This is a genomic window from Candidatus Woesearchaeota archaeon, assembly GCA_021735165.1.
Classification (GTDB): Archaea; Nanobdellota; Nanobdellia; order Woesearchaeales; family 21-14-0-10-32-9; genus JAIPET01.
On the sequence record JAIPHP010000011.1, the window covers coordinates 1 to 19,076 of the forward strand.

At 31.6% G+C, this 19,076-nt stretch carries 14 protein-coding genes; 4 read left to right on the top strand and 10 right to left on the bottom strand.

The annotated features are described in order from the left end of the window. On the top strand, positions 1 to 1,398 hold a 1,398-nt coding region (locus tag K9L97_03535), incomplete at its 5' end, for a hypothetical protein (protein ID MCF7872081.1). A gap of 17 nt (positions 1,399 to 1,415) precedes the next feature. On the opposite strand, the gene K9L97_03540 is transcribed toward K9L97_03535, so the two are convergent. Beyond that, positions 1,416 to 2,699, bottom strand: coding sequence for a hypothetical protein (locus K9L97_03540; GenBank protein ID MCF7872082.1), 1,284 nt, complete (start codon positions 2,697 to 2,699; stop codon positions 1,416 to 1,418). Positions 2,700 to 2,902: 203 nt separating this feature from the next. On the opposite strand from K9L97_03540, the gene K9L97_03545 reads away from it, so the two are divergent. The 3 genes from K9L97_03545 to K9L97_03555 all read left to right on the top strand — a co-directional run bounded on the left by K9L97_03545 (position 2,903) and on the right by K9L97_03555 (position 7,105). Further along, on the top strand, positions 2,903 to 3,880 hold the full coding sequence (locus tag K9L97_03545; GenBank protein MCF7872083.1) for an NTP transferase domain-containing protein: 978 nt from the start codon (positions 2,903 to 2,905) through the stop codon (positions 3,878 to 3,880). 6 nt (positions 3,881 to 3,886) lie between these two features. Continuing rightward, on the top strand, positions 3,887 to 5,725 hold the full coding sequence (locus K9L97_03550; protein MCF7872084.1) for a hypothetical protein: 1,839 nt from the start codon (positions 3,887 to 3,889) through the stop codon (positions 5,723 to 5,725). Between the two features lie 288 nt (positions 5,726 to 6,013). After that, complete coding sequence (locus K9L97_03555; protein ID MCF7872085.1) at positions 6,014 to 7,105, top strand: radical SAM protein; 1,092 nt, start codon at positions 6,014 to 6,016, stop codon at positions 7,103 to 7,105. On the opposite strand, the gene K9L97_03560 is transcribed toward K9L97_03555, so the two are convergent. The 9 genes from K9L97_03560 to K9L97_03600 all read right to left on the bottom strand — a co-directional run bounded on the left by K9L97_03560 (position 7,102) and on the right by K9L97_03600 (position 18,991). Continuing rightward, positions 7,102 to 8,124, bottom strand: a complete 1,023-nt coding sequence (locus K9L97_03560) for an AI-2E family transporter (GenBank protein ID MCF7872086.1) — start codon at positions 8,122 to 8,124, stop codon at positions 7,102 to 7,104. The two genes, K9L97_03555 and K9L97_03560, sit on opposite strands and share 4 nt — an antisense overlap. 200 nt (positions 8,125 to 8,324) lie before the next feature. Next, on the bottom strand, positions 8,325 to 9,527 hold the full coding sequence (locus tag K9L97_03565; protein MCF7872087.1) for an ABC transporter permease: 1,203 nt from the start codon (positions 9,525 to 9,527) through the stop codon (positions 8,325 to 8,327). Between the two features lie 215 nt (positions 9,528 to 9,742). Further along, positions 9,743 to 10,960 (bottom strand): ABC transporter permease, encoded by a 1,218-nt coding sequence (locus K9L97_03570; protein MCF7872088.1) that lies wholly within the window; start codon positions 10,958 to 10,960, stop codon positions 9,743 to 9,745. A 147-nt stretch (positions 10,961 to 11,107) separates the two neighbouring features. Continuing rightward, positions 11,108 to 12,334 carry a COG1361 S-layer family protein gene (locus K9L97_03575; protein ID MCF7872089.1) on the bottom strand — a complete coding sequence of 409 codons (1,227 nt, stop codon included), beginning with the start codon at positions 12,332 to 12,334 and terminating at the stop codon, positions 11,108 to 11,110. A gap of 39 nt (positions 12,335 to 12,373) precedes the next feature. Next, complete coding sequence (locus K9L97_03580; protein ID MCF7872090.1) at positions 12,374 to 13,099, bottom strand: ABC transporter ATP-binding protein; 726 nt, start codon at positions 13,097 to 13,099, stop codon at positions 12,374 to 12,376. A 118-nt stretch (positions 13,100 to 13,217) separates the two neighbouring features. Continuing rightward, positions 13,218 to 13,715: a winged helix-turn-helix transcriptional regulator gene (locus tag K9L97_03585; protein ID MCF7872091.1), complete on the bottom strand. Its 498-nt coding sequence runs from the start codon at positions 13,713 to 13,715 to the stop codon at positions 13,218 to 13,220. A 90-nt stretch (positions 13,716 to 13,805) separates the two neighbouring features. Continuing rightward, on the bottom strand, positions 13,806 to 14,792 hold the full coding sequence (locus K9L97_03590; protein ID MCF7872092.1) for a phosphotransferase: 987 nt from the start codon (positions 14,790 to 14,792) through the stop codon (positions 13,806 to 13,808). A gap of 412 nt (positions 14,793 to 15,204) precedes the next feature. Beyond that, positions 15,205 to 17,568: a hypothetical protein gene (locus K9L97_03595; GenBank protein MCF7872093.1), complete on the bottom strand. Its 2,364-nt coding sequence runs from the start codon at positions 17,566 to 17,568 to the stop codon at positions 15,205 to 15,207. A 10-nt stretch (positions 17,569 to 17,578) separates the two neighbouring features. Next, the gene (locus K9L97_03600) at positions 17,579 to 18,991 is read right to left on the bottom strand and encodes a hypothetical protein (protein ID MCF7872094.1); all 1,413 of its coding nucleotides are present in this window, start codon (positions 18,989 to 18,991) and stop codon (positions 17,579 to 17,581) included. Between the last annotated feature and the right edge of the window lie 85 nt (positions 18,992 to 19,076).

A 19,076-nucleotide genomic window follows, 5' to 3' on the forward strand; every position in this document is an offset into this window, starting at 1 on the left:
AACGATTTGCCAAAAAACAATTTTCACGGATTAGCAAACTCGCACTATTTTGAAACGTACAGCAACAAACACGGTGTAATAACCAGAGCAATAACAATTCAGAACGGTCAAATTACTCATGAGAGCGTAAAAGGAAACAGAACCATAAAAATGCCCGTAAACAAAAGCAATGGAAACAATGAACACAATATGCAAAAAGTGCAAGCCTCGCAAGCTTCGCAGAATTTTCAAGACTCTGATTATTTGTATTTTAGATTAATAACTAACCCCGAAAATCTTGAAGGAAACCTGAAACAATACAGAGCAGATACTGCAATAGTAAGCACACCAAAAGATGCACCTACAAACATAACGAATCAAAAGCACAAACTAAACTTAAAAGACAACTACGTATCAGTGCAGCTTTGGTACGTTACCAGCCTAGGAGAAGTAAACGCAAACAAAGAATTACCAACAAACATTTCAGGCGTATTAGACACAACTTTTTACTCCGACACAAACGGACTAGTAGATATAACATTCAAAAGGCCAGATACGGAAAACCAAGAAATAACAATCACATTTCCAGACTATGAAGATAAATTAAATGCTAGAGTAATACACAAAAAAGGGTCAATGCTAGACCAAAAGCCTGTAGCAATAACAGGATATTTGTACGATTATCCAAACGTAGAAGTCTACAACGATATGTACATACAAACTGATTCCTTGCAAAAAGCATATGATGAAGCAGATCTAGCATTGTTTGATTTCAAAAGCAAATACCGAACCAACGATTACGCAGGCGGATACCTTGATTTAGACAACCCAGAACACAGAGCAATAAACAAATCAGGCCTAAACACCACATGGACTTCTGAACACACAGACACACTATTCATAATCACAAGCGACATCAACCAACACTACGGAACACCAGCACATGAACTTGAAATTCAAGAAAGAGACACAGTACTAACAGACTTAAAAAAAGTTCTAAATCTTGAAGGTACGAGTTTGGAAGAGTGGAAGCGAGTTAATTATTCTGGGCCGCATAAGGTTGACGACATATTGAATAACGAAATATACGACCGAATCGCTGAAGAATACGATGGCTATAACTACGCGAATATTTATTTTATGAATTTTACGGGTAATAGTCAATCAATAGATTCTTTATACAGAATAAAAGGTGCTGGAATAAAATTCGAACCTTACTCAACACTTGGCAATAAAGTTTCTGAGATATTTGAAGGCATTCTTAATTGTAGAGATCCTCCTACGTTGATGTTTAAGGTTGCTGATTATTTTCTTGCAACAGACATCACTGGTTACAACGATACGCAGTTAACAGAAGCTTGTTGGGGTATGACACAACAAAAATTGTTATTACCGCAAGGGTACCCCTTAGGAAGATAAAGAAAACATTCTTGTTTTCATTCTTCCTCTTCGTCTGGTTCGTGATAACCAAATATTTTAACGTTATCTTTATCAAACCAGTAATCTGTTTTACCATATTTCTCCATTTTGCAGCAAGCTGTGCTTTTGCCTTCCCAATGAGGCATTAATTCTTCTGGCGTATATTGAGAAGCAACCCAAAACGGAGAATTACACAAATTATTATTAAAATAGTCTGTGCTTGCTAGCCAACCAGTACGATTATAGAACGGATTGTTAGTATCATCAAAACTAAACTTACAAACAGTATTGGGTGCAACGCCGCACTCATCTCTTTGCTGACATTCCCACAAACCAGTTAAGCTATCATAAAAAGCAAAAGTCCCTATAGGACAACACACACCAACTTGACTACTATCATCCAACAACTCCCCGTTATCATCTCTTAAATTAAATTCGTCATACAAACCGTAACTGCAATAAAAGTACTGTGAAGCTCCAAATAAATCATTTGGTCCTTGACAGCTTTCATTAACCCCACCAACACTACCAGTACTACAACCATTCGTGTCAAAAGGGCTGCCAGTACATAGCTGAGGGCCAGCACCATATTTTCCAGCTAAAGGATTAGGAGGCTTAGGATCCATATCAGACCCATAACAGTCAGGATCAGCACAATCAATAAATCCATCGCCGTCATTATCAGTTCCATCCCAACAAAGCTCGGGCGTCGTGCAACACAAACTATACTTAAAACTGTGTCCGCTAGGATAAGGATACTTATCATCACCAGGATTACCAATCGTTGTATCGGAAGTACTGCCAACATGCCCATTCACAAGATTACTAACCGCTAACAATTCTTCCTCATAACCAAGACAAGCACTTACATTCCTCACAGCACAACTCAAAGCACCAACATCAACCTCTTCCAAACCACCACCATTATCATTATAGTTCTTGCCTTGACTATAATTCCAAACGTGACCTGTTTTAGCAACAAAAAAATCCACAGAATTCAAACCATAAACCTCCGCAGCATCTCTGCCCTGAGAAGAGCAGCACAAATAAAAACCATGACCAGGAGCCTGATTAAAATGACCAGAAAGCTGCAAATCCCAACTAACATCAAAACCCTCCAAACAAGAAACGCCACGCTCCAACAAATTATGAACATAACAATCCATAACACCACTACTACGACCAAGCAAACCCAAACTCAAATCAATTTCCTCCTGCGGAACCTGCGCACTAACAGTCAAAATTAATAGAAGTATAAAAAACAAGAAACCAAACAACAAAACTATCCGTCTCCTTTTCATATGACGGATTCTACCTCATAATTATAAAAATATTTCGTTATCTTGCTCAAAAATTGTTTATTCTTACATTCTAAAGACAAATATCTTCATTTTCTCAACTTAGAGCTTAATAAGAATATTTAAGATTGTGTTGTGAGTTGCTAACCAGAATGTAGAAAACTATATAAAGATGTGTTCAGTTGTGATTACATGGGGGTATCAGTTTGAAATTAATCGTGCCAATGGCTGAAAAAGGAGAATTTTTAGGTTCTAGTCCTCATTCCACACCCAAAGGTTTAGTTCACATAGCAGGTAAGCCTTTGATCGAGCATATTCTTAATAGCATATCTAAGTTAAAAATCGATAAGGCTATTTTTATCGTTGATGAAAATTACTCCGAGTTAAGAGAAATTTTAAAGAATTATTCTTTTGAATCTGTTTTTATTAAGCAAAAAGAAAAAAAAGGCGTTGGACATGCAATTTATGGTGCTAGAAAACATTGTAAAAACGATGATGTCTTGATTCTATTAGGAGATTCGTTGATTGAAGTTGATTGGAAGAATTTTCCACCTCGTAATTGTGAGGGTTTAATTTGGACTATGAAAGTTAAGGATCCTAGTAATTTTGGTGTTGTTTTTAAGCATGATGGTTTTGTTACAAGATTATTGGAAAAACCTGACAATCCAATTTCTGATGAGGCAATTGTAGGACTTTATTATTTTAGTAATTCTAATGAAGTGTTTGATTCTTTAAATCACATTATTTCTAATGAAATAACTAATAAAGGAGAATATCAATTAACAGATGCAATACAATTCATGATTAGCAAGGGTTTAAAAATTAAAAGTTTAGAGGTTGTTGACTGGTATGATTGCGGAAATATCCCTCACATTTTGAATACTAATAGATATTTGTTGAGTGAAAATAAAAGCAGAGTTTCTGAAGTCGAGAATTCTGTGATTTTAAAACCTGTTTATATTGAAAAAGGCGCAATAATTAAAAACAGCATAATAGGACCTTTTGTCTCTGTTGGTAGACAAGCAGTTATTAAGAACAGCATAATCAAAGAAAGCATAATCAATGAAAGTGCAGTTGTTGAAGATGCATCTTTAAAAGAGTGCATGATTGGTAAGAAAACAATCATTAGAGGAAATGCAAAGAAGCTTAATGTTGGAGATAATTCAGAAATTCATTACACTTAATTTTCAATGAACATCATTCATAAATTTAATAAAAAAGAGGTGAGCGGGGAAGGTTCCGATAATTTCTTGCTCTCTAGCAATAGCGGTGGTTTTTTAGGTGTTGGAAGTAGTTCTTTTTCTCAGTATTTAGGTTGGTTTCACTTTCTAGAAGATGAGTGGAATTTATTTAAGAGTATAGAACACATTGGTTTAAGAGGTTCTCCTGAAAAAATCATTAATCATGGAAATTATTTTGAGAGAATTACTGGAAATAGTGTTGAGACTTTTATTTTAAATAATGACACCACTTTTACATATGTAGTTAGAAATTATGAAGGTTTGATTAATGTGTTTCTTGATTTTCGCAGGGTTCATGATTTTGATGATAGTGGAAAAGTTTATGATTTTTATTTTGAAAAGGGTTGTTTGGTTGTTGAGTATAAAAAATATTATGATAATTCGTTACGCGATCTAAGAGAGATTAAGTTTCTTGTTTTAAAAGGGAATTTTGAGTTTGTAAAGAGAAATGAATGGATAAAAAGAAATTACAATTTTGATGCTCAAAGAAATACTAAAAGCGAGTTTTATGTCAATTACGGTTTTGATTTAGATGTTGATTGCAAAGGAGATTCTTTTTTTGTATTTTCTTTTAATTCTAATAAGGAAGTTGCATTGTCTGATTGTTTTAGGGCATATTATAGCAACGTAGAAGGTCACAGGGTTAAAGACATAAATTCCGAGGATGTTAATTTGGATATTGTTAAGATTGCTAATCATAATCTGTTAACTCATTTTTCTAAAGATAATTCTTATGGTATTTTTGCAGGGTTACCCTGGTTTTTTCAGATTTGGTCTAGGGATGAATTGATTAGTTGTGTTGGTTTATTAATTGAGAAAAATTATTGGTTGTTAAAAGAGATTTTGTTGAATAATTGGAATAATGTATTGGATAATGGTTTTTTAGCTAATAGAAGACCTCATTCAGATTTAGGTAGTGCTGATGGTATTGGTTGGTTGTATAAGAGAACTTTAAATTTTATTTTACATTTGGAAGATGAAGAACTTTTGAGAGATTATTTTGATGATGAAGAATTGATTTTTATTTACGTTAAATTATTAAATTCTATTAGTAAGATTAGAGAGTCTAATTTTAGAGAGGGTTTATTTTTTAATCACGGTTTAGAAACTTGGATGGATACTCATGGAAACACAGGCGATGTCAGAGATGGTTTTAGAGTTGAGATTCAAGCACTTCATTTCAAGGGCTTGGAATTGGCTGAAAAGTTATCCGTTATGTTAGGTGTTGATGAATCAAAATACAGTATTATGAAAAAAGAATTAATCTTTGCTGTTAATAAGAATCTTGTTTTTGAGGATATTTTATTAGATGGTATTTATTTTGATTTTTCTCCTGATTGGACTGCAAGACCTAATATTTTTTTAGCGTATTATATTGCTCCTGAAATCGTGTCCAATTCTATTTGGAAAAAGACATTTGATTTTGTGCTAGAGAATTGTTGGCTTAATTGGGGTGGTTTAAGTAGCATATCTAAGAGAAGTTCTCTTTTTTGCAATAGACATACAGGCATGACTAATGATAGTTATCACAGAGGAGATTCTTGGTATTATGTTAATAATATTGCCGCCATAAGTTTAAATAAATTCAGTAGCATTATAGGAAATAATACTTATCAGCAATTTATTGATAAAATTAAAGCAGCTTCTATTAGAGAGATGTTATTTTCTGGTTTTATTGGACAGTGTGCTGAATTAAGTGATGCTGCTGAAAATAACAGTAAAGGTTGTTTATGTCAAGCTTGGAGCGCAGCTACGTTACTTGAGCTGCTTTCTTTTCTTAAGAATTGAGCTTTAAAAATAGTCATAATTGAACATTAATAATTAGCTTGTTAGTAAAATTATTTCTTTTAAAGTATTTTAAAGAAAATATATGAACAATATCAATCTTAAGGCATTATATGTGTAATTCATTAATACCTATAAAAGAATCTTTCAAATTTATCTAAAAAGTTCTCGCAATTTATCACGACAGAAATAGTTTTTACATAAAAAAATGAAAATTTGAAGCCTTAATTTGCTAATTATGTATTTGTTAACAACCAAATTATTTAAAAAACAAAGTCGATTTCTTGACATATGCCGATTCAAGGAAAAAATAATGTGGATGAAATTATAGTAACTAAAGATTTGCAAAACTTAATTGATAAAGCTAATTCTTGTTATAAATCTAATTTTAATGGTGATGCTTGGCTTGGTAGGTGTATTTTTTTGTCTTGGTATTGTGCTCTTGGAAATTGTGATTTTTGTTTTAGAAGCACTCAAAAGCATAAAATTAAGCATCCTGCAAATGCACGTAGAACTTATGAATCTATTTATGCAGAGGCATTTATTGCTAAGTTCTTAAATTGGAAACTTGAGTTTATTACAGGAGGATATGGTATTTTTGAGTTTGAGGATCTTGTTAAGATTGCTAAAACTGTAAGTGATATTTTTGGTGAGAAAATTTGGGTTAATCTGGGAACTCTTTCAAAACAACAATTTGAGCAACTTATTCCTTATATAGAAGGATATGTTGCTTCTGTTGAAACGTTAGAGCCTAAACTTCACAAAAAGGTTGCACCGGGAAAACCAATGATGCCTTATGAGCATTCTCTTAAAGTTGCGCGTGAATTGGGATTGAAAACCAGCATAACTATTGTTTTAGGTCTCGGAGAGCCTATTTCTGATTACAAATATGTAAAAGAATTCATCAAGAAACATGAACTTTCAAGAATTACTTATTATGCCTTGCGCCCTGTTAAAGGGACTCCTTATGAACATGGTCCTGATCCTGAGTTTGTTGCGGAGTGGATAGCTAAAACTAGAATTGATTTTCCTGAAATTGAAATAGTTGTGGGAACTGCTGAAACAAGGCTTAATGAAATTAGCATTTTATTAAGAGCTGGCGCGAATGCAATTACTAAGATTCCTGCCACAAAGATATTTGGTACAACAGGCGCAGAGGATATCCATAGACTTATAGGTGATGCCGACAGAAAATTTATTAGTGAATTAAGGACGTTTCCTATTGTTGATTGGGATGTTGAAGTTTCTAAAATTATTAAAGATGAAAAATTGAAAAGTAAAGTGATATCTAAATTGAAAGATTATGAAGTTAACAGATTAAATAAAAGTTATAAAGATTTTAAAGTCTTAAAAAAACAGTCCTGCGAACCTTGTAATGATTAGGTTTCATTATTTACTTCTTTTATATATATTTTTATGATTAGTGTTGATAGTGCTACAAGCATAGGACCTAATATGAATCCTATTAATCCAAATGCCGCTAGACCCCCTAGTGTTCCTACTAAGACAAGTACAGGGTGTATACCTGAGTTATCACTTATTATTTTTGGTTTTATGACATTATCTATGTTTGTTACAAGTATTCCGCTGTATATTATAAGGCCTATACCTGATGCAGTGTTTCCGCTTAGTAAAACTATTATGGATGCTGGAAGCCATATTATAGGAGTTCCTAGGAATGGTAGAAATGCAAATAAGACCATTATGAATCCCCACAGTATTGGATTTGGGACTCCAAATATCCAAAATCCTATACCTCCTAGTATTCCTTGTATTAATGCTACAAGAAACTGACCATACATCACACCATAAATTACTTTTTTTGTTTCGCTTTCTACTTCTACTTTTTGTTCTTTTTTTATGGGCAGTATATTAATTATTGATTTTTGTATTTTGTCTCCTTCTTTAAACCCATAGAATATGAAAAAGAACATCACAAACGTGCTTAGTATTATATCTGTTATTGATCCTATTAAGGAGAATGCTGAGTTTGATACATAATTTAGAAGTTTAGAATTCACTCCTTTTATAAAAGACATTATATCTAAATCTAATCCTGTATATTCATTTATTTTTTCTGTCACTATGACCATATCTACGTTTTTAAAGCTAGTATATGCTTTTCCTGCTTCTCCTATAAGGTTTGTTGTTACAAATACTGCTGGTATAAATATTATGAGTATTGCTATTAGTAGCATTATTGTGCTTGTTATGTATTTGTTTTTTATTTTCTTTTGAAACCATTTGTTTAAAGGATAAAGAAATATTATGATTATTGCACCCAACATGAGCGCAGAAAAATATGGTTTGAATATCACGTATAATATTAACATTGCTAGCAGATATAATAGGAGCATTAGTAAATCTAAATTTCTTGATTTTTCTGTTTTTTTAGTCACCATAGCAGTATCTTCTTATTAATATTATTTAAATTTTCCTAACTACCTAGTTAGTATGAAACAATTTTAGCTTGTTTTGAAGTGGTTTTTATGCTGTTACTTGGTTTGTTGTTTTCTTCGAGATAATTTTTTTTCTTAACGTATGGATTTTTAACAAATATTTCAGTTTAGTGAAAACGCACATTAGATATCTTGCGTTAATTTTATTCCGTTCTGAGTGCATCTACAGGATTCATTTTACTTGCGCGTCTTGCAGGCAAGGTTCCAAAGACTGCACCTAATGTAAAAGCAAAAGCTAGTGCGCCTAATATAAGCCACCAAGGCATCGCGGCTTTCAGTAATTCTGTTCCAAAAGCGTTTGTTCCGAAATATTCTACTGTTTTTGCTAATATAATTCCTAATATGACTCCCATAGCGCCTCCTACAAGCCCTAAGAATCCTGATTCTATTACAAAGATTAGCAGAACATCTGAATTTCTTGCACCTATTGCTTTCATGACGCCTATATCTTTTGTTCTTTCTATTACTGCAGTATACATAGTATTCATTATCCCTATGCCTCCAACTACCAAAGATATTGCAGCTATACCTACTAAAACTACTTGCACTATATTAAATATGTTTAAGAAACTTTGTATTAAGTCTTCAAATGTTGTTACTTCAAAATCTTCTTCACCTTCTTTTACATTTCTATTTTTTCTAAGGTCTTTTTCTATTTTTTCTACTATTTCTGAGGGAGATTCTCCATCTTTTACTCTTACAAATATTGCGCCTACTTCTTCTTTGTTTTCATCAGGGTATATTTCGAAATATGCTTCTTGCGTTATATATATTGCTTCGTCATCTTGTTGACTTCCTATTTTGTCATTTATGCCTATAACTTCAAATTGTTTATTTTCTATGATTATTTTTTTTCCTGTTATTAGGTTTTCTGAAAATTTGTTTGAGTTTTGATAATTGTATCCTATTACTGCTTTGAATTTATCTTCTTTTTTTAGTCTTCTGCCGCTTATTATTTCTGAGGTTGTTATTTCTTCTAGTAATTTCCTGTTTTCATCTAGGGGATATGTTATTATTGTTGCGAATGTTTGGTCGTTGTCTCCCCATGTTACAGTTGATACTTCATATGAGTAGGAAGATACTTCTTTTACTCCGTTCACATCTCTTATGATTTCTATGTCTTTTGTTGTTAGAGGATCAGGATTTTTATCGTTTAAGCCAAATGCAGAACCTGCAGGGTTTATGAGTATTTTGTCTGCGCCTAGTTCTTTGAATTCTGTGTCAAGGTAGTTTTGGAAACCTTGTGCTAGACTTACTAGGGCAACTACAGCAGCTATTCCTACAAATATACCTATTAGTGTTAAAAAAGTTCTTATTCTTCTGTGGCTTAGATTTGTAAAAGCCATTTTAAAATAGTCTTTTATCATAACTGGTTACGCTCGCTTAAGACGTACTCAGAAGCAAAGCTTCTGGTATCCGGAAAACTATGTTTTCCTTGACAATGCTAAGTACCATTTTCGATGGTACGACATTCTTGCGTCTGTTTTTATTTTTTAAGTTCATTTTTATTCTTTGAATATTTTGATCCATTTTTTATCTCTAATCTGCTCGCTGAACTCTTTTAGTCCCGAAGTGCATCTACGGGATTCATTTTTGCTGCGCCTAGGGCAGGTAAAGTTCCTGCTGCGGCACCGACAATGAATGAAAACAATAATGCTCCTATTATTAGTTCTGGTGTAAATGATGCTTTTAGGAAATTAGATCCTAATGCTAGCGTTCCTATTATTTCTACGGTTTTTCCTATGCCCATCCCTAAAATTATTCCAATTATGCCTCCTGCCAGACCGAGGAATCCTGATTCTATGAAAAACATAATGAATATGTCTTTATTTTGTGCGCCTATTGCTTTCATTATACCTATGTCCGCTTGCCTTTCTAAAACGGATGTGTACATAGTGTTCATTATGCCTATGCCGCCTACAAATAATGATATTGCTGCTATTCCTGATAGTAATATTGTTACTATGTTTAGTGTGTCGTTTATTGATTGCATGCTTTGTTCGTTTGTTTGAACAGTGAAATCTTCTTTTCCTTCATCTATATTTCTTTCTTTTCTTAAATCTTTTATTATTCTTTCTACAACTTCGTCCATTTCATTTGTATTTGATGCTTTTGCTACAATTAGATTATAGTCTGTTGGTTCATTGAATAGGTCTCTCATGACCTCTTCATTCATAGCTATTACGCCATCTACTGTAAAAGATCCTTTTTTTTCGTGAATGCCTACAATTTCAAAGTCTTGTTCTTGTATTTTTATTGAGTCTCCTAAATTAAGGTTTTTTCCGAATGCTTTTTTTGTGTGATAATCGTTGCCTATTGTTATTTTATTTTTATCTGTTGGTTTCAGTTCTCGTCCATATTCTATAACTATGTTTCCAACAGTATTTATCCATTCTCTTTCTTCTTGATTTTTAGGAGTTGATCCTATGTATGTTGTGTATCTTTTGTCGTTTACTTCTGCAGTTGTCGGAATTATTAATCTGCCTGCGACTATATCCACACCTCTTACTCGTTGTATTACTTTTAACTCTGCGTCTGTAAGGGGGTTTGCCACGTTTAGACCTGGAGGTCCAGCACCTATACCTTTAGCTTGTATGGTTATTCTTTCTGCTCCAAGAATATTAAATTGTTGTGCAACTGCAAGTTTTAATCCGGCTCCAAGACTTATTAAGGATACTACTGCAGCAATCCCTATAAATATTCCTAGCATTGTCAGCCAAGATCTTATACCTCTTCTTTTCAGGCTGTTCCACGCTATTTTTATGTAGTCTCTTATCATTTTATGGTTACGCTCATAACACGCAAGCTTAAGTACTGCATTCGGTCACTAAGTTCCGAACTTTCAAGCAAGCTTGAAAGTACAGCAGTACGAAGAGTTTTTTTGTTTTTTTTCATTTTTTCATATTAATAAAAAGTTAAAAAAAGTTTATTTTCTTTTTTTCTTTCTTTTTTTGTATATTATTATCCCAATTATTGCTAGTATTATTACTACAATTATTATGGTTCCTGTGTTGTTTTGTTCTCCATTTGGTTCTAGTATATTGTATTCTATTTCGTAGTTTTCTTTGAAGTCTTTGTTTAAGGAGTCTTTGTATTCTATTTGAATTGGTAGTTTTATTGTTCCAGAACCTTGTGTTTTTATTTCAAATCTAGCTGTTTCAAAGTCATCTGAATCCACATTTCCTAAATATATTTGGTTTGTAGGACTTATTATTTGGTAGTCTTGAGATTCTTCTAGCGTCAAAGTCATTAGTTTTAGGTCGCTTATACCTCTGTTTGTTACTGCTATTGTTATTTCTCCTTTTGGATTTTGAGTGTTTATTTGTGAGTCTTCTAAAGTTATCATTAGTTCGGGTTTACTGTTCACTTCCAGACCTATTAGTATTGTATCATTGTATTGTGTTCCTATTTCATCTCTGTATTTTATTTGTACTGGAACTTTGTATAGTTTGCTTTCTGCGTCAGGATATGTTGCTATTTGAAATTCAAATTCCGCTGTTTGTCCGGCTCTTATTTTGTCTAGTGTTTTTTTGCTTCCACTATTTAGTGGCGTGAATGGTATGTCTGCTAGAATTCCTGTTGAGCCATATACTGGCGTTAGTATTAGTTCTACAGATAGGTCTCTTACTGTTGACGATTTTGCTAAGTTTTTAATCCCTATTTTTAGTGTATTTTTTTCTCCTGGGTGCATAGTTTCATCGTTTAGTTTTACATAGCTTAGTGTTATTGGGGTATCTGTAGTTCTTATTAGGAGCGGCAGGTTTTTTGTTACACTATATTCTTGGTGACCGTCATAGGAGTATTTCATTTGTATGTTATTACTGCCTTGTATTGCTCCAGGATCTATTTGTATTTTGTATCTGAGTATGTAACTTCTTCCCATTTCTAATTCGTTTATTGTTGTGATTCTGTCATTTTCTGATATTAGTTTGAAAGGATAGTTGTCTAGGAATTCTACTTGCAATTTTTTTGCAGTTTCAGTTCCTATGTTTTCTGCTTTTATCCATAATTCCGCTGAATCTCCCGGTTCTATGGGACTTGGCGAGTATGATTGTATTGTTAGTTCTATTTCTGGGCTCGCTGCGTTTGTTTGTGTTGCCATTGCAAGAGTTAATATTACTATTAGCGCCATTAGTATTGTTGTTTTTTTCATTTTTTATCCTCCAAATTTGTTTCTGAAACCTTAAATTTTTTAGTTTTTGTTGGTTTCAGGTATTTGTTTTTCTATTATTTTTGTTGTGTCTTCATCTAGTGATTTGACTATGAATCCGTCTTTTAGGTATACTATTCTATCTGCGTTATGTGCTACTTTGTCATCGTGTGTCACCATAACTATTGTTGTTCCTTTTTTTTCGTGTAGTTCTCTTAGGAAATCCAATACTGATGATCCTGTTTTACTATCTAGTGCTCCTGTTGGTTCATCTGCAAGAATTACATCTGGGGTGTTTGCCAGTGCTCTTGCTATTGCTACTCTTTGTTGTTGTCCGCCTGATAGTTCGTTTGGTGTGTGGTTCATTCTTTCTTGCAGTTCTACCATTGTTAGTGCTTTTTCTGCTAATTTTTCTCTTTCTGTTTTTGTAAGGTTTTGGAATGTTAGGGGCAGCATTACGTTTTCTTTTGCAGTCATGCTTGTTAGTAGGTTGAATTTTTGAAATATAAATCCTATTTTTTTTCCTCTTATTTGTGCTAGGTCTGATTCTGTCATTTTGCTTATGTCTTTTCCATCTAATAGTATGGTTCCTTTTGTTGGTACGTCGAGGCATCCTATCATGTTCATCGCAGTACTTTTTCCTGATCCAGAAGGTCCCATTACTGCAAGGAATTCTCCTTTTTCTACTTCTAGAGTTAGTCCTCTTAGTGCATGCACTTTTACTTCTCCCATATCGTATGTTTTCCACACATTTTTGAGTTCTATTATGTTTTTCATTTTGTTTCACCAAAAAATGGAAAGCTCAAAAACAAAGGAAATGATTTCATTTCCGTGTGCAGAAAATCTTTGATTTTCTTGCATGCTCCATTTTTGTTGTTTTTCATTTTCATTGTCTTAGCTTTTCTAGTTCTTCTAATACTTTTTTTAGTAATCCTTCCATTTTTGTTATTTGAGTTAAGTAGTTTTCTGCTATTTCGTGTATTTGTTTTTCTTTTTCAGGAAGTTTTGATTTTTTGTTGTTATTTAGGATTATTGGCAGTGCTTCTTTTAGGGGGATTATTTGTTTGTTTATTGCGAATTCTATTTTTTGTTGGTTTAATTTTATTAAGTCTTTGTCCATGTAAAAGTATAGTTTTTTGCTTCCTGGTTTTTTTCTTCTTTCTATCATACCTATGTTTTCTAGAGGTTTTAGTTTTGTGCTTACTGCGCTTAGTGAGTAACCTGTTATTTCTGTTAATTCATCCATGCTTATTTCGTTTGGTTCCAGGTATATGTAAGAAACTAGTTTTGAGCTTAATGAGTCTAATCCTACGTCTCTGAATAGTTTTTCAAATAGTATTAAGAGTTCTTTTTTGAATCCTGTTTCTTGTTCTGTTTTTTCCATTTACACCATCAAACATTTTCTATTTTCACAATTTTGTGAATATTGTATATTTGTACAATATTCTGATATTTAAATGTTGTGGAATTGCAATTAATTAAACAAAGATTTGAGATCAGTTATTTTTATTTTATAATATTTTTCTGCTTCAAGTTCATCATCAAACCAATCACTATAATATAACAGGCCAGTTAGAGTCCCTTTCAGTTCGTAAATTGATTTAAATGGCTCAGAAACTTCTGTTTCCAGACCATTTTTCTTTAGAATCTTGAAAAATTCTTCTTTTTCTTTTTTATATTTTTCAAATTTGAAATCACCAACAATATTCATTAAATCATTATATTCCGGGTATGAACCTGCCCATTCTAAGTCTAGAAGACCAACCACTTTGTTTTTTTCAACTAAGAAATTTTTAAGCATTAAATCATTAGATGTGAAAACCATTTTAGGATTATAAGATTTTTTAGAAAGGAGATTTTTTAAGAAATCCTTTGATTTTTTTACATATTCTTTCAAATCCTCTCTTTTATTGGCTTGATTAAGAAGATATGTAATTTCTGCAAACATATATTCATCAAAATCGTTGAATGGACCTGATTCTATATCGCCCACTTTAGAAATTACCATGTTTTTTCCAAACCATCCTATTTTATCGAATTCGAATTGTTTAATCTGTACATAGAAATCTGCTATTTGTTGTAAAACATGAGTTCTGTCTTCTTTGCTGTATGATTCATATTTTTCTGATAAAGGTTCACCTTCTATTTTATTCATAAGAATATATTCAAAACCAACTAGTTCTTTATCAATAGAATAATCAAGTATTTGAGGCACAGGAATGTTTGTTTTTTCACTTAAGAAGTTAATTGCTTCAACTTCATTAAGTGTTTTGTATGTTTTCCATTTTTCTAATGGATTTGTCAGCCGAAGGACTAATTCTTTTCCTGATTTTGTTTTTATAAAGTAAACCTGATTATTAAAGCCGTTGTTAAAAAGTTGTTTTGATTCTAGTGATTCACCTATTTTTGATAATACTTTTTCTATTGATTCATCCTCGATCTTCATATGCGATCTGTCCATAGATGTAAATGAGTATTAAATCATTTATATGTTTTTTTGATTCATTGAATTTCATTTCATTGAATTTTTTTATTGTATAATGAAAATAGCTGCTCCGAGTCTGCTAAGAAACTAAAAGTTTCTTGCACACAGAAATCAAAACTGATTTCTTCGCGAATTTCCACCCTAAATGCGCAGAAACAAAGTTTCTGGCACAACAAAAATGAACGAACATTTTTGCGTACAATAAAAACAAAGTTTTTATTCGCATGCCAAAAATCAAAGATTTTTGAGCAGGACGGAGTACGACTAAATCAAAGCTTTTGTGTACAATAAATGTGAAGCATTTATTTGTATTAAACCCCTCCGCTAGCGCGCAATAATAAACATTCTATTGAACAACGAAAAATTAAGTATTTAAAAAAATGTTTTTCTAGCTTAATTTTTCTGACAATCCTTGTCCTGTATTTTTATATTGTGTCAAAGAAGTCAACCATTCTTTTGAGTCTTCTTTTTTTGTTTTTCTAAAGTTTTTATTTCCCAGTTCTCTGTTGAATAAAGAGTATATTTGGTAGTTATTTGTTTTTATGTTGTTTTCTGATAATTTTTTATGAGTTTCTTGTAATGTGTTGTTAAGATATGTTTCTGCTATAACTTTTATTAGGTCTGTTTTTTCCTCTTTGTTTAATGATTCGTAATATTTTTTTGTTAGTTTTATCTGTTCACTGTTATTTCCAAGGTAGTTTTCTTTTTGTTTTGAAAATTCATTTTTTTGTTTGTATTCTGGTATCTGTTTTGTTGTTTTCGCATACTTGATTTTTTCAGTTCCCCTTGTGTTTTCTGGTTTTGTTATAGGGTCTGAATCCTTATTTGAATATATTTGTTCTGGTGTTTTTGGTTCTTGGAATGCACTTTCGTAGGCTTTGTCTCCTTCGAGTTTTTTTGTTATTTTTGTTTCTTTAGTATTTGATTTTTTTGTTTGGTATGTAGGCGATCCTATTTTACTCATTTTTTTAACTATTTCTTTTGTAGTTTGTCTTATTTTTTGTTGGTGTTGTTCATATTTTTTATTTAGGTTTTCTTTTAGTTTTGTTATATCTTCTTTAGTTACTATATCATTTATTCCGTTGTTTTGATATTTTTTGTTTATTTTGTTTTCAAGCGTAGGTTTTTCTTCTTGAAGATTTATTCCTGCAAGCCCTGCCACATAATTTATATTTCCTTCTTTTAAATAGTCCTCAGGTTTAGTCTGTTTTTCTGTTAGTTCTTCGTATATTCCTGTCAACCCTCTTTTTTTTGCTATTTTTTCAAGATCTTCTTGAGTGTATTCTTTGAAATTTTTTATTTCCATTTTGTTTTTTTTGTCACCTATCATAAATTTTTCGTTTATTTTTATAGGCATCATTGTTATTTCTGTCTTTGATTCTTGATTTTTTTCCGTTACATATATTGTTGAATCATCTATACAAGTTCTTATCATTTGGCCACCGAGCATTAATGAACCTGCAAGGAACATTCCAGTGGTTATTCCTTTGTAGTTTTCATCCAAATGTTTTTTTGCTGCTTCGTATTTTTTTCTTATCCAAGATGGTTTTGTTTTTTCTGCGTTTTCTGTTTTTTTATTATATTGTGGTTCGTTTTGTTCTGATGTTTTTGATTTTGTATTTGTTTCTTCTTTTTTGTCCTTAGTGTTTGTATCTTCAGTCATTTCGGCATTCTGTTCTTTGCTTTCTTCGCTTTCTTGTTTTTTGTAGTTTTCTTCTAAAAGAATTATTTTTTCTTCTAAGTTTGTTTCTTTTGTTTTGATTCCTAATATGTTTTTTATTTTCTTTTTAGCAGAAAAATATATTTGGTTTAAAAGGACCTTAGTGTTATTTGTTTCGCGAACAAATATATCTTTTTCATCTATTAATTCATAGCCCGTTTTTATAGCTTGTTTGAAATTTATTTTTCCAAAATTGTAATCTTCAATTATTTGGTTTACTTCTTTATTTATTGTTTTTTCAACTCTGAGTTTTTGATCATTTAGGTCTTTAACGTAATCATTTATAGTAAGAGCTCCTTCAAACACGGAATCTGTAACAACTTTTGATACATCCCATGTTTTGGCGGCGTAATCTTTTATTGTTTCTAGAAGTTCTTTAAGACTTTTTCTCTTTTCATCCATTTTTTCTTCACTCATTCCATTTTTATTTGTTTCATTTCCATTATTTATTTCTTTTTCTGTATATATTGATGATGTAAATTCTTTGTTTTCATTTTGTTCTAATTTTTGAGCTTCTGTTTTTGCTAAGTCCGAAATTGTTCGATCGTTTTTTATTTTTCTTTTTATTTCATCGTCTATGTTTATTGGATCTTGTTGACCAGTCTCATTTTTATTTTGTGGTTTGGTTTTATAAGTATTTTCTTTTTTTGCAGCATCATCAAATTTATTATTTTGCGTGTTACTCACAGCAGCATCATTAATTATTTCGGAAATATTTGGTGTTTTATTATAATTATTGGGGAGTTCAACAAAATTGCTTGCTATTTTAGTAGTGTGCTCAGAGAGTTTGATAAAACTGTATGTGTTTTCAACTGTATGCTCAACAAGAGTGTTGATGTTTTGTTCATTACTAGGCGGAATAGCCTCTGTTTTTTCTTCTTTAGTTGTTTCTTTAATTTCTTTAGTTGTTTCTTTTTTTGTTTCTTTTTTTGTTTTTTTATTATTTTTCTCTTTAGGTTGAATGTCTTTATCTTTTTGGTTTTGTTCTTTTTCGTCTGATTTTTTTCTTCCCCAATCTTGTGGCCTTGCCATTCATTCACCTTTATTGCATTATTTTTATTCCTGAACCTATTTGTATTCCATCAACTTTTGAATAACTTGTATTTTCTGTCGAAAACAGAGTTAAGTATGATTGCTGATTGTTTCTGTGCGTTATTTTTGTCAGAGCTATGCTTTTAAATATTTCATAGTCTATGTTTAATTTTGTTTTTTCGTCTTTTGTTTCTTCATTTCTTTTGAATAGTTTTAGTATGTAATTAAAAACTGTTAAACCAGATCTTAGATCGTCAAACTCTTTTAGTTCTAAAGGAGATGTTTTTGAAAAATTGAAGTCTAGTTCTTGGTCTTTGTACAGATTTAAAGTTATAGAATTTATTGATTTGGAGGAGAATGTTTTTTCTGCGCTTATCGGTATTTCATATGCCGGGTTTTTTGAGATTAATATGGCCATTGTTAGTTCTAAATCGTTTATGTTTTTGTTGAATTCTCTTGAATATTCTTCGTCATCATATGTTTCGTCTAAGAATGTTAGTTTCTTTTCTTTTTTAAACGCGAAAAAGTCAAAATAACAATTTGTTTCTTCAGGAGATTTTTTTATGAATTCTGTTATTGGAAGAAGTATTTCTGTGTCAAAATTTTCCGCGTTTTTTTCTTTTATTCTTTGAGTTGCAACATCATAAATTTTTATTTCGTTAATTCCTTTTAATTCTAATTCTTTTTTCAGATTGTAATTGTTTATTGTTCTCTCAAGATTCGCTTCTTTTTTTAGGTCATCATAATTTTTGTCTTTTTTATCTAATATAATTTGCAAATTTTCATTCTCTTTTTTTATCGAGTCGAATTCTTGTTTTAATGTATTTAAGTCAGCATCTTTTATTTCTATGTTTTTTGAATAGGAGTCTATTATTTCAGATATGTTCGATATTGTTTCTTTTGTTCCTTTTTGTATTGCTAACATTATTTCTTCTTGGGTTAGGTTTAGATTTTTTTGGAGCTTTTCTAGTTTTTCTAGTTCTGATTTAGAGTAGTTATCAACATCAGTTATTATTGTTTTTACATTTTTTAGTGTGGCATTTATCGTATTTTTTAGGGAATCATATTTTTCTGCGAATGTTTTAATGTAGGTTATAGAATCTCCGAATTCTGGTGTTTTCATAAAAGAGTTAACTTTCCCTAAAAGTTCCTCTTCTTTAATTCTTTGTTCTCTATTTAGTCTTAATCTTTCGTTTGCAGCAGATATTTTATAAGGTCTTTTTTCTTCACTTATCAAATAATGCACTTCGTTTAGTTTTTCAAATTCTTGTATTGGAAAATTATTTAGAGGTCTCATAAAATCTAAGAAGTTTTCTATTTTTTCTTGAAGATTGGAAAACAGTTCATTTATATTTGCAGTATCTAAACCTGCAGCACTATATTCTTGACCTACCCATTCAAGATCATTTTTTTCTTTTGACATCTTGTTTATATTCCCCTAATTTTTTAAATAAGTACGCTTATATTTATAAATTTAGCGTTTAGTTATGACTATCGAGGGGTTACTA

What these genes read in the sequence shown, in the direction of transcription:
- K9L97_03550 (MCF7872084.1), top strand. Translation starts at nt 3,887, where the DNA reads ATGAACATCATTCATAAATTTAATAAAAAAGAGGTGAGCGGGGAAGGT.
- K9L97_03565 (MCF7872087.1), bottom strand. Translation starts at nt 9,527, where the DNA reads ATGGCTTTTACAAATCTAAGCCACAGAAGAATAAGAACTTTTTTAACA.
- K9L97_03575 (MCF7872089.1), bottom strand. Translation starts at nt 12,334, where the DNA reads ATGAAAAAAACAACAATACTAATGGCGCTAATAGTAATATTAACTCTT.
- K9L97_03570 (MCF7872088.1), bottom strand. Translation starts at nt 10,960, where the DNA reads ATGATAAGAGACTACATAAAAATAGCGTGGAACAGCCTGAAAAGAAGA.
- K9L97_03590 (MCF7872092.1), bottom strand. Translation starts at nt 14,792, where the DNA reads ATGGACAGATCGCATATGAAGATCGAGGATGAATCAATAGAAAAAGTA.
- K9L97_03540 (MCF7872082.1), bottom strand. Translation starts at nt 2,699, where the DNA reads ATGAAAAGGAGACGGATAGTTTTGTTGTTTGGTTTCTTGTTTTTTATA.
- K9L97_03555 (MCF7872085.1), top strand. Translation starts at nt 6,014, where the DNA reads ATGCCGATTCAAGGAAAAAATAATGTGGATGAAATTATAGTAACTAAA.
- K9L97_03600 (MCF7872094.1), bottom strand. Translation starts at nt 18,991, where the DNA reads ATGTCAAAAGAAAAAAATGATCTTGAATGGGTAGGTCAAGAATATAGT.
- K9L97_03595 (MCF7872093.1), bottom strand. Translation starts at nt 17,568, where the DNA reads ATGGCAAGGCCACAAGATTGGGGAAGAAAAAAATCAGACGAAAAAGAA.
- K9L97_03585 (MCF7872091.1), bottom strand. Translation starts at nt 13,715, where the DNA reads ATGGAAAAAACAGAACAAGAAACAGGATTCAAAAAAGAACTCTTAATA.
- K9L97_03560 (MCF7872086.1), bottom strand. Translation starts at nt 8,124, where the DNA reads ATGGTGACTAAAAAAACAGAAAAATCAAGAAATTTAGATTTACTAATG.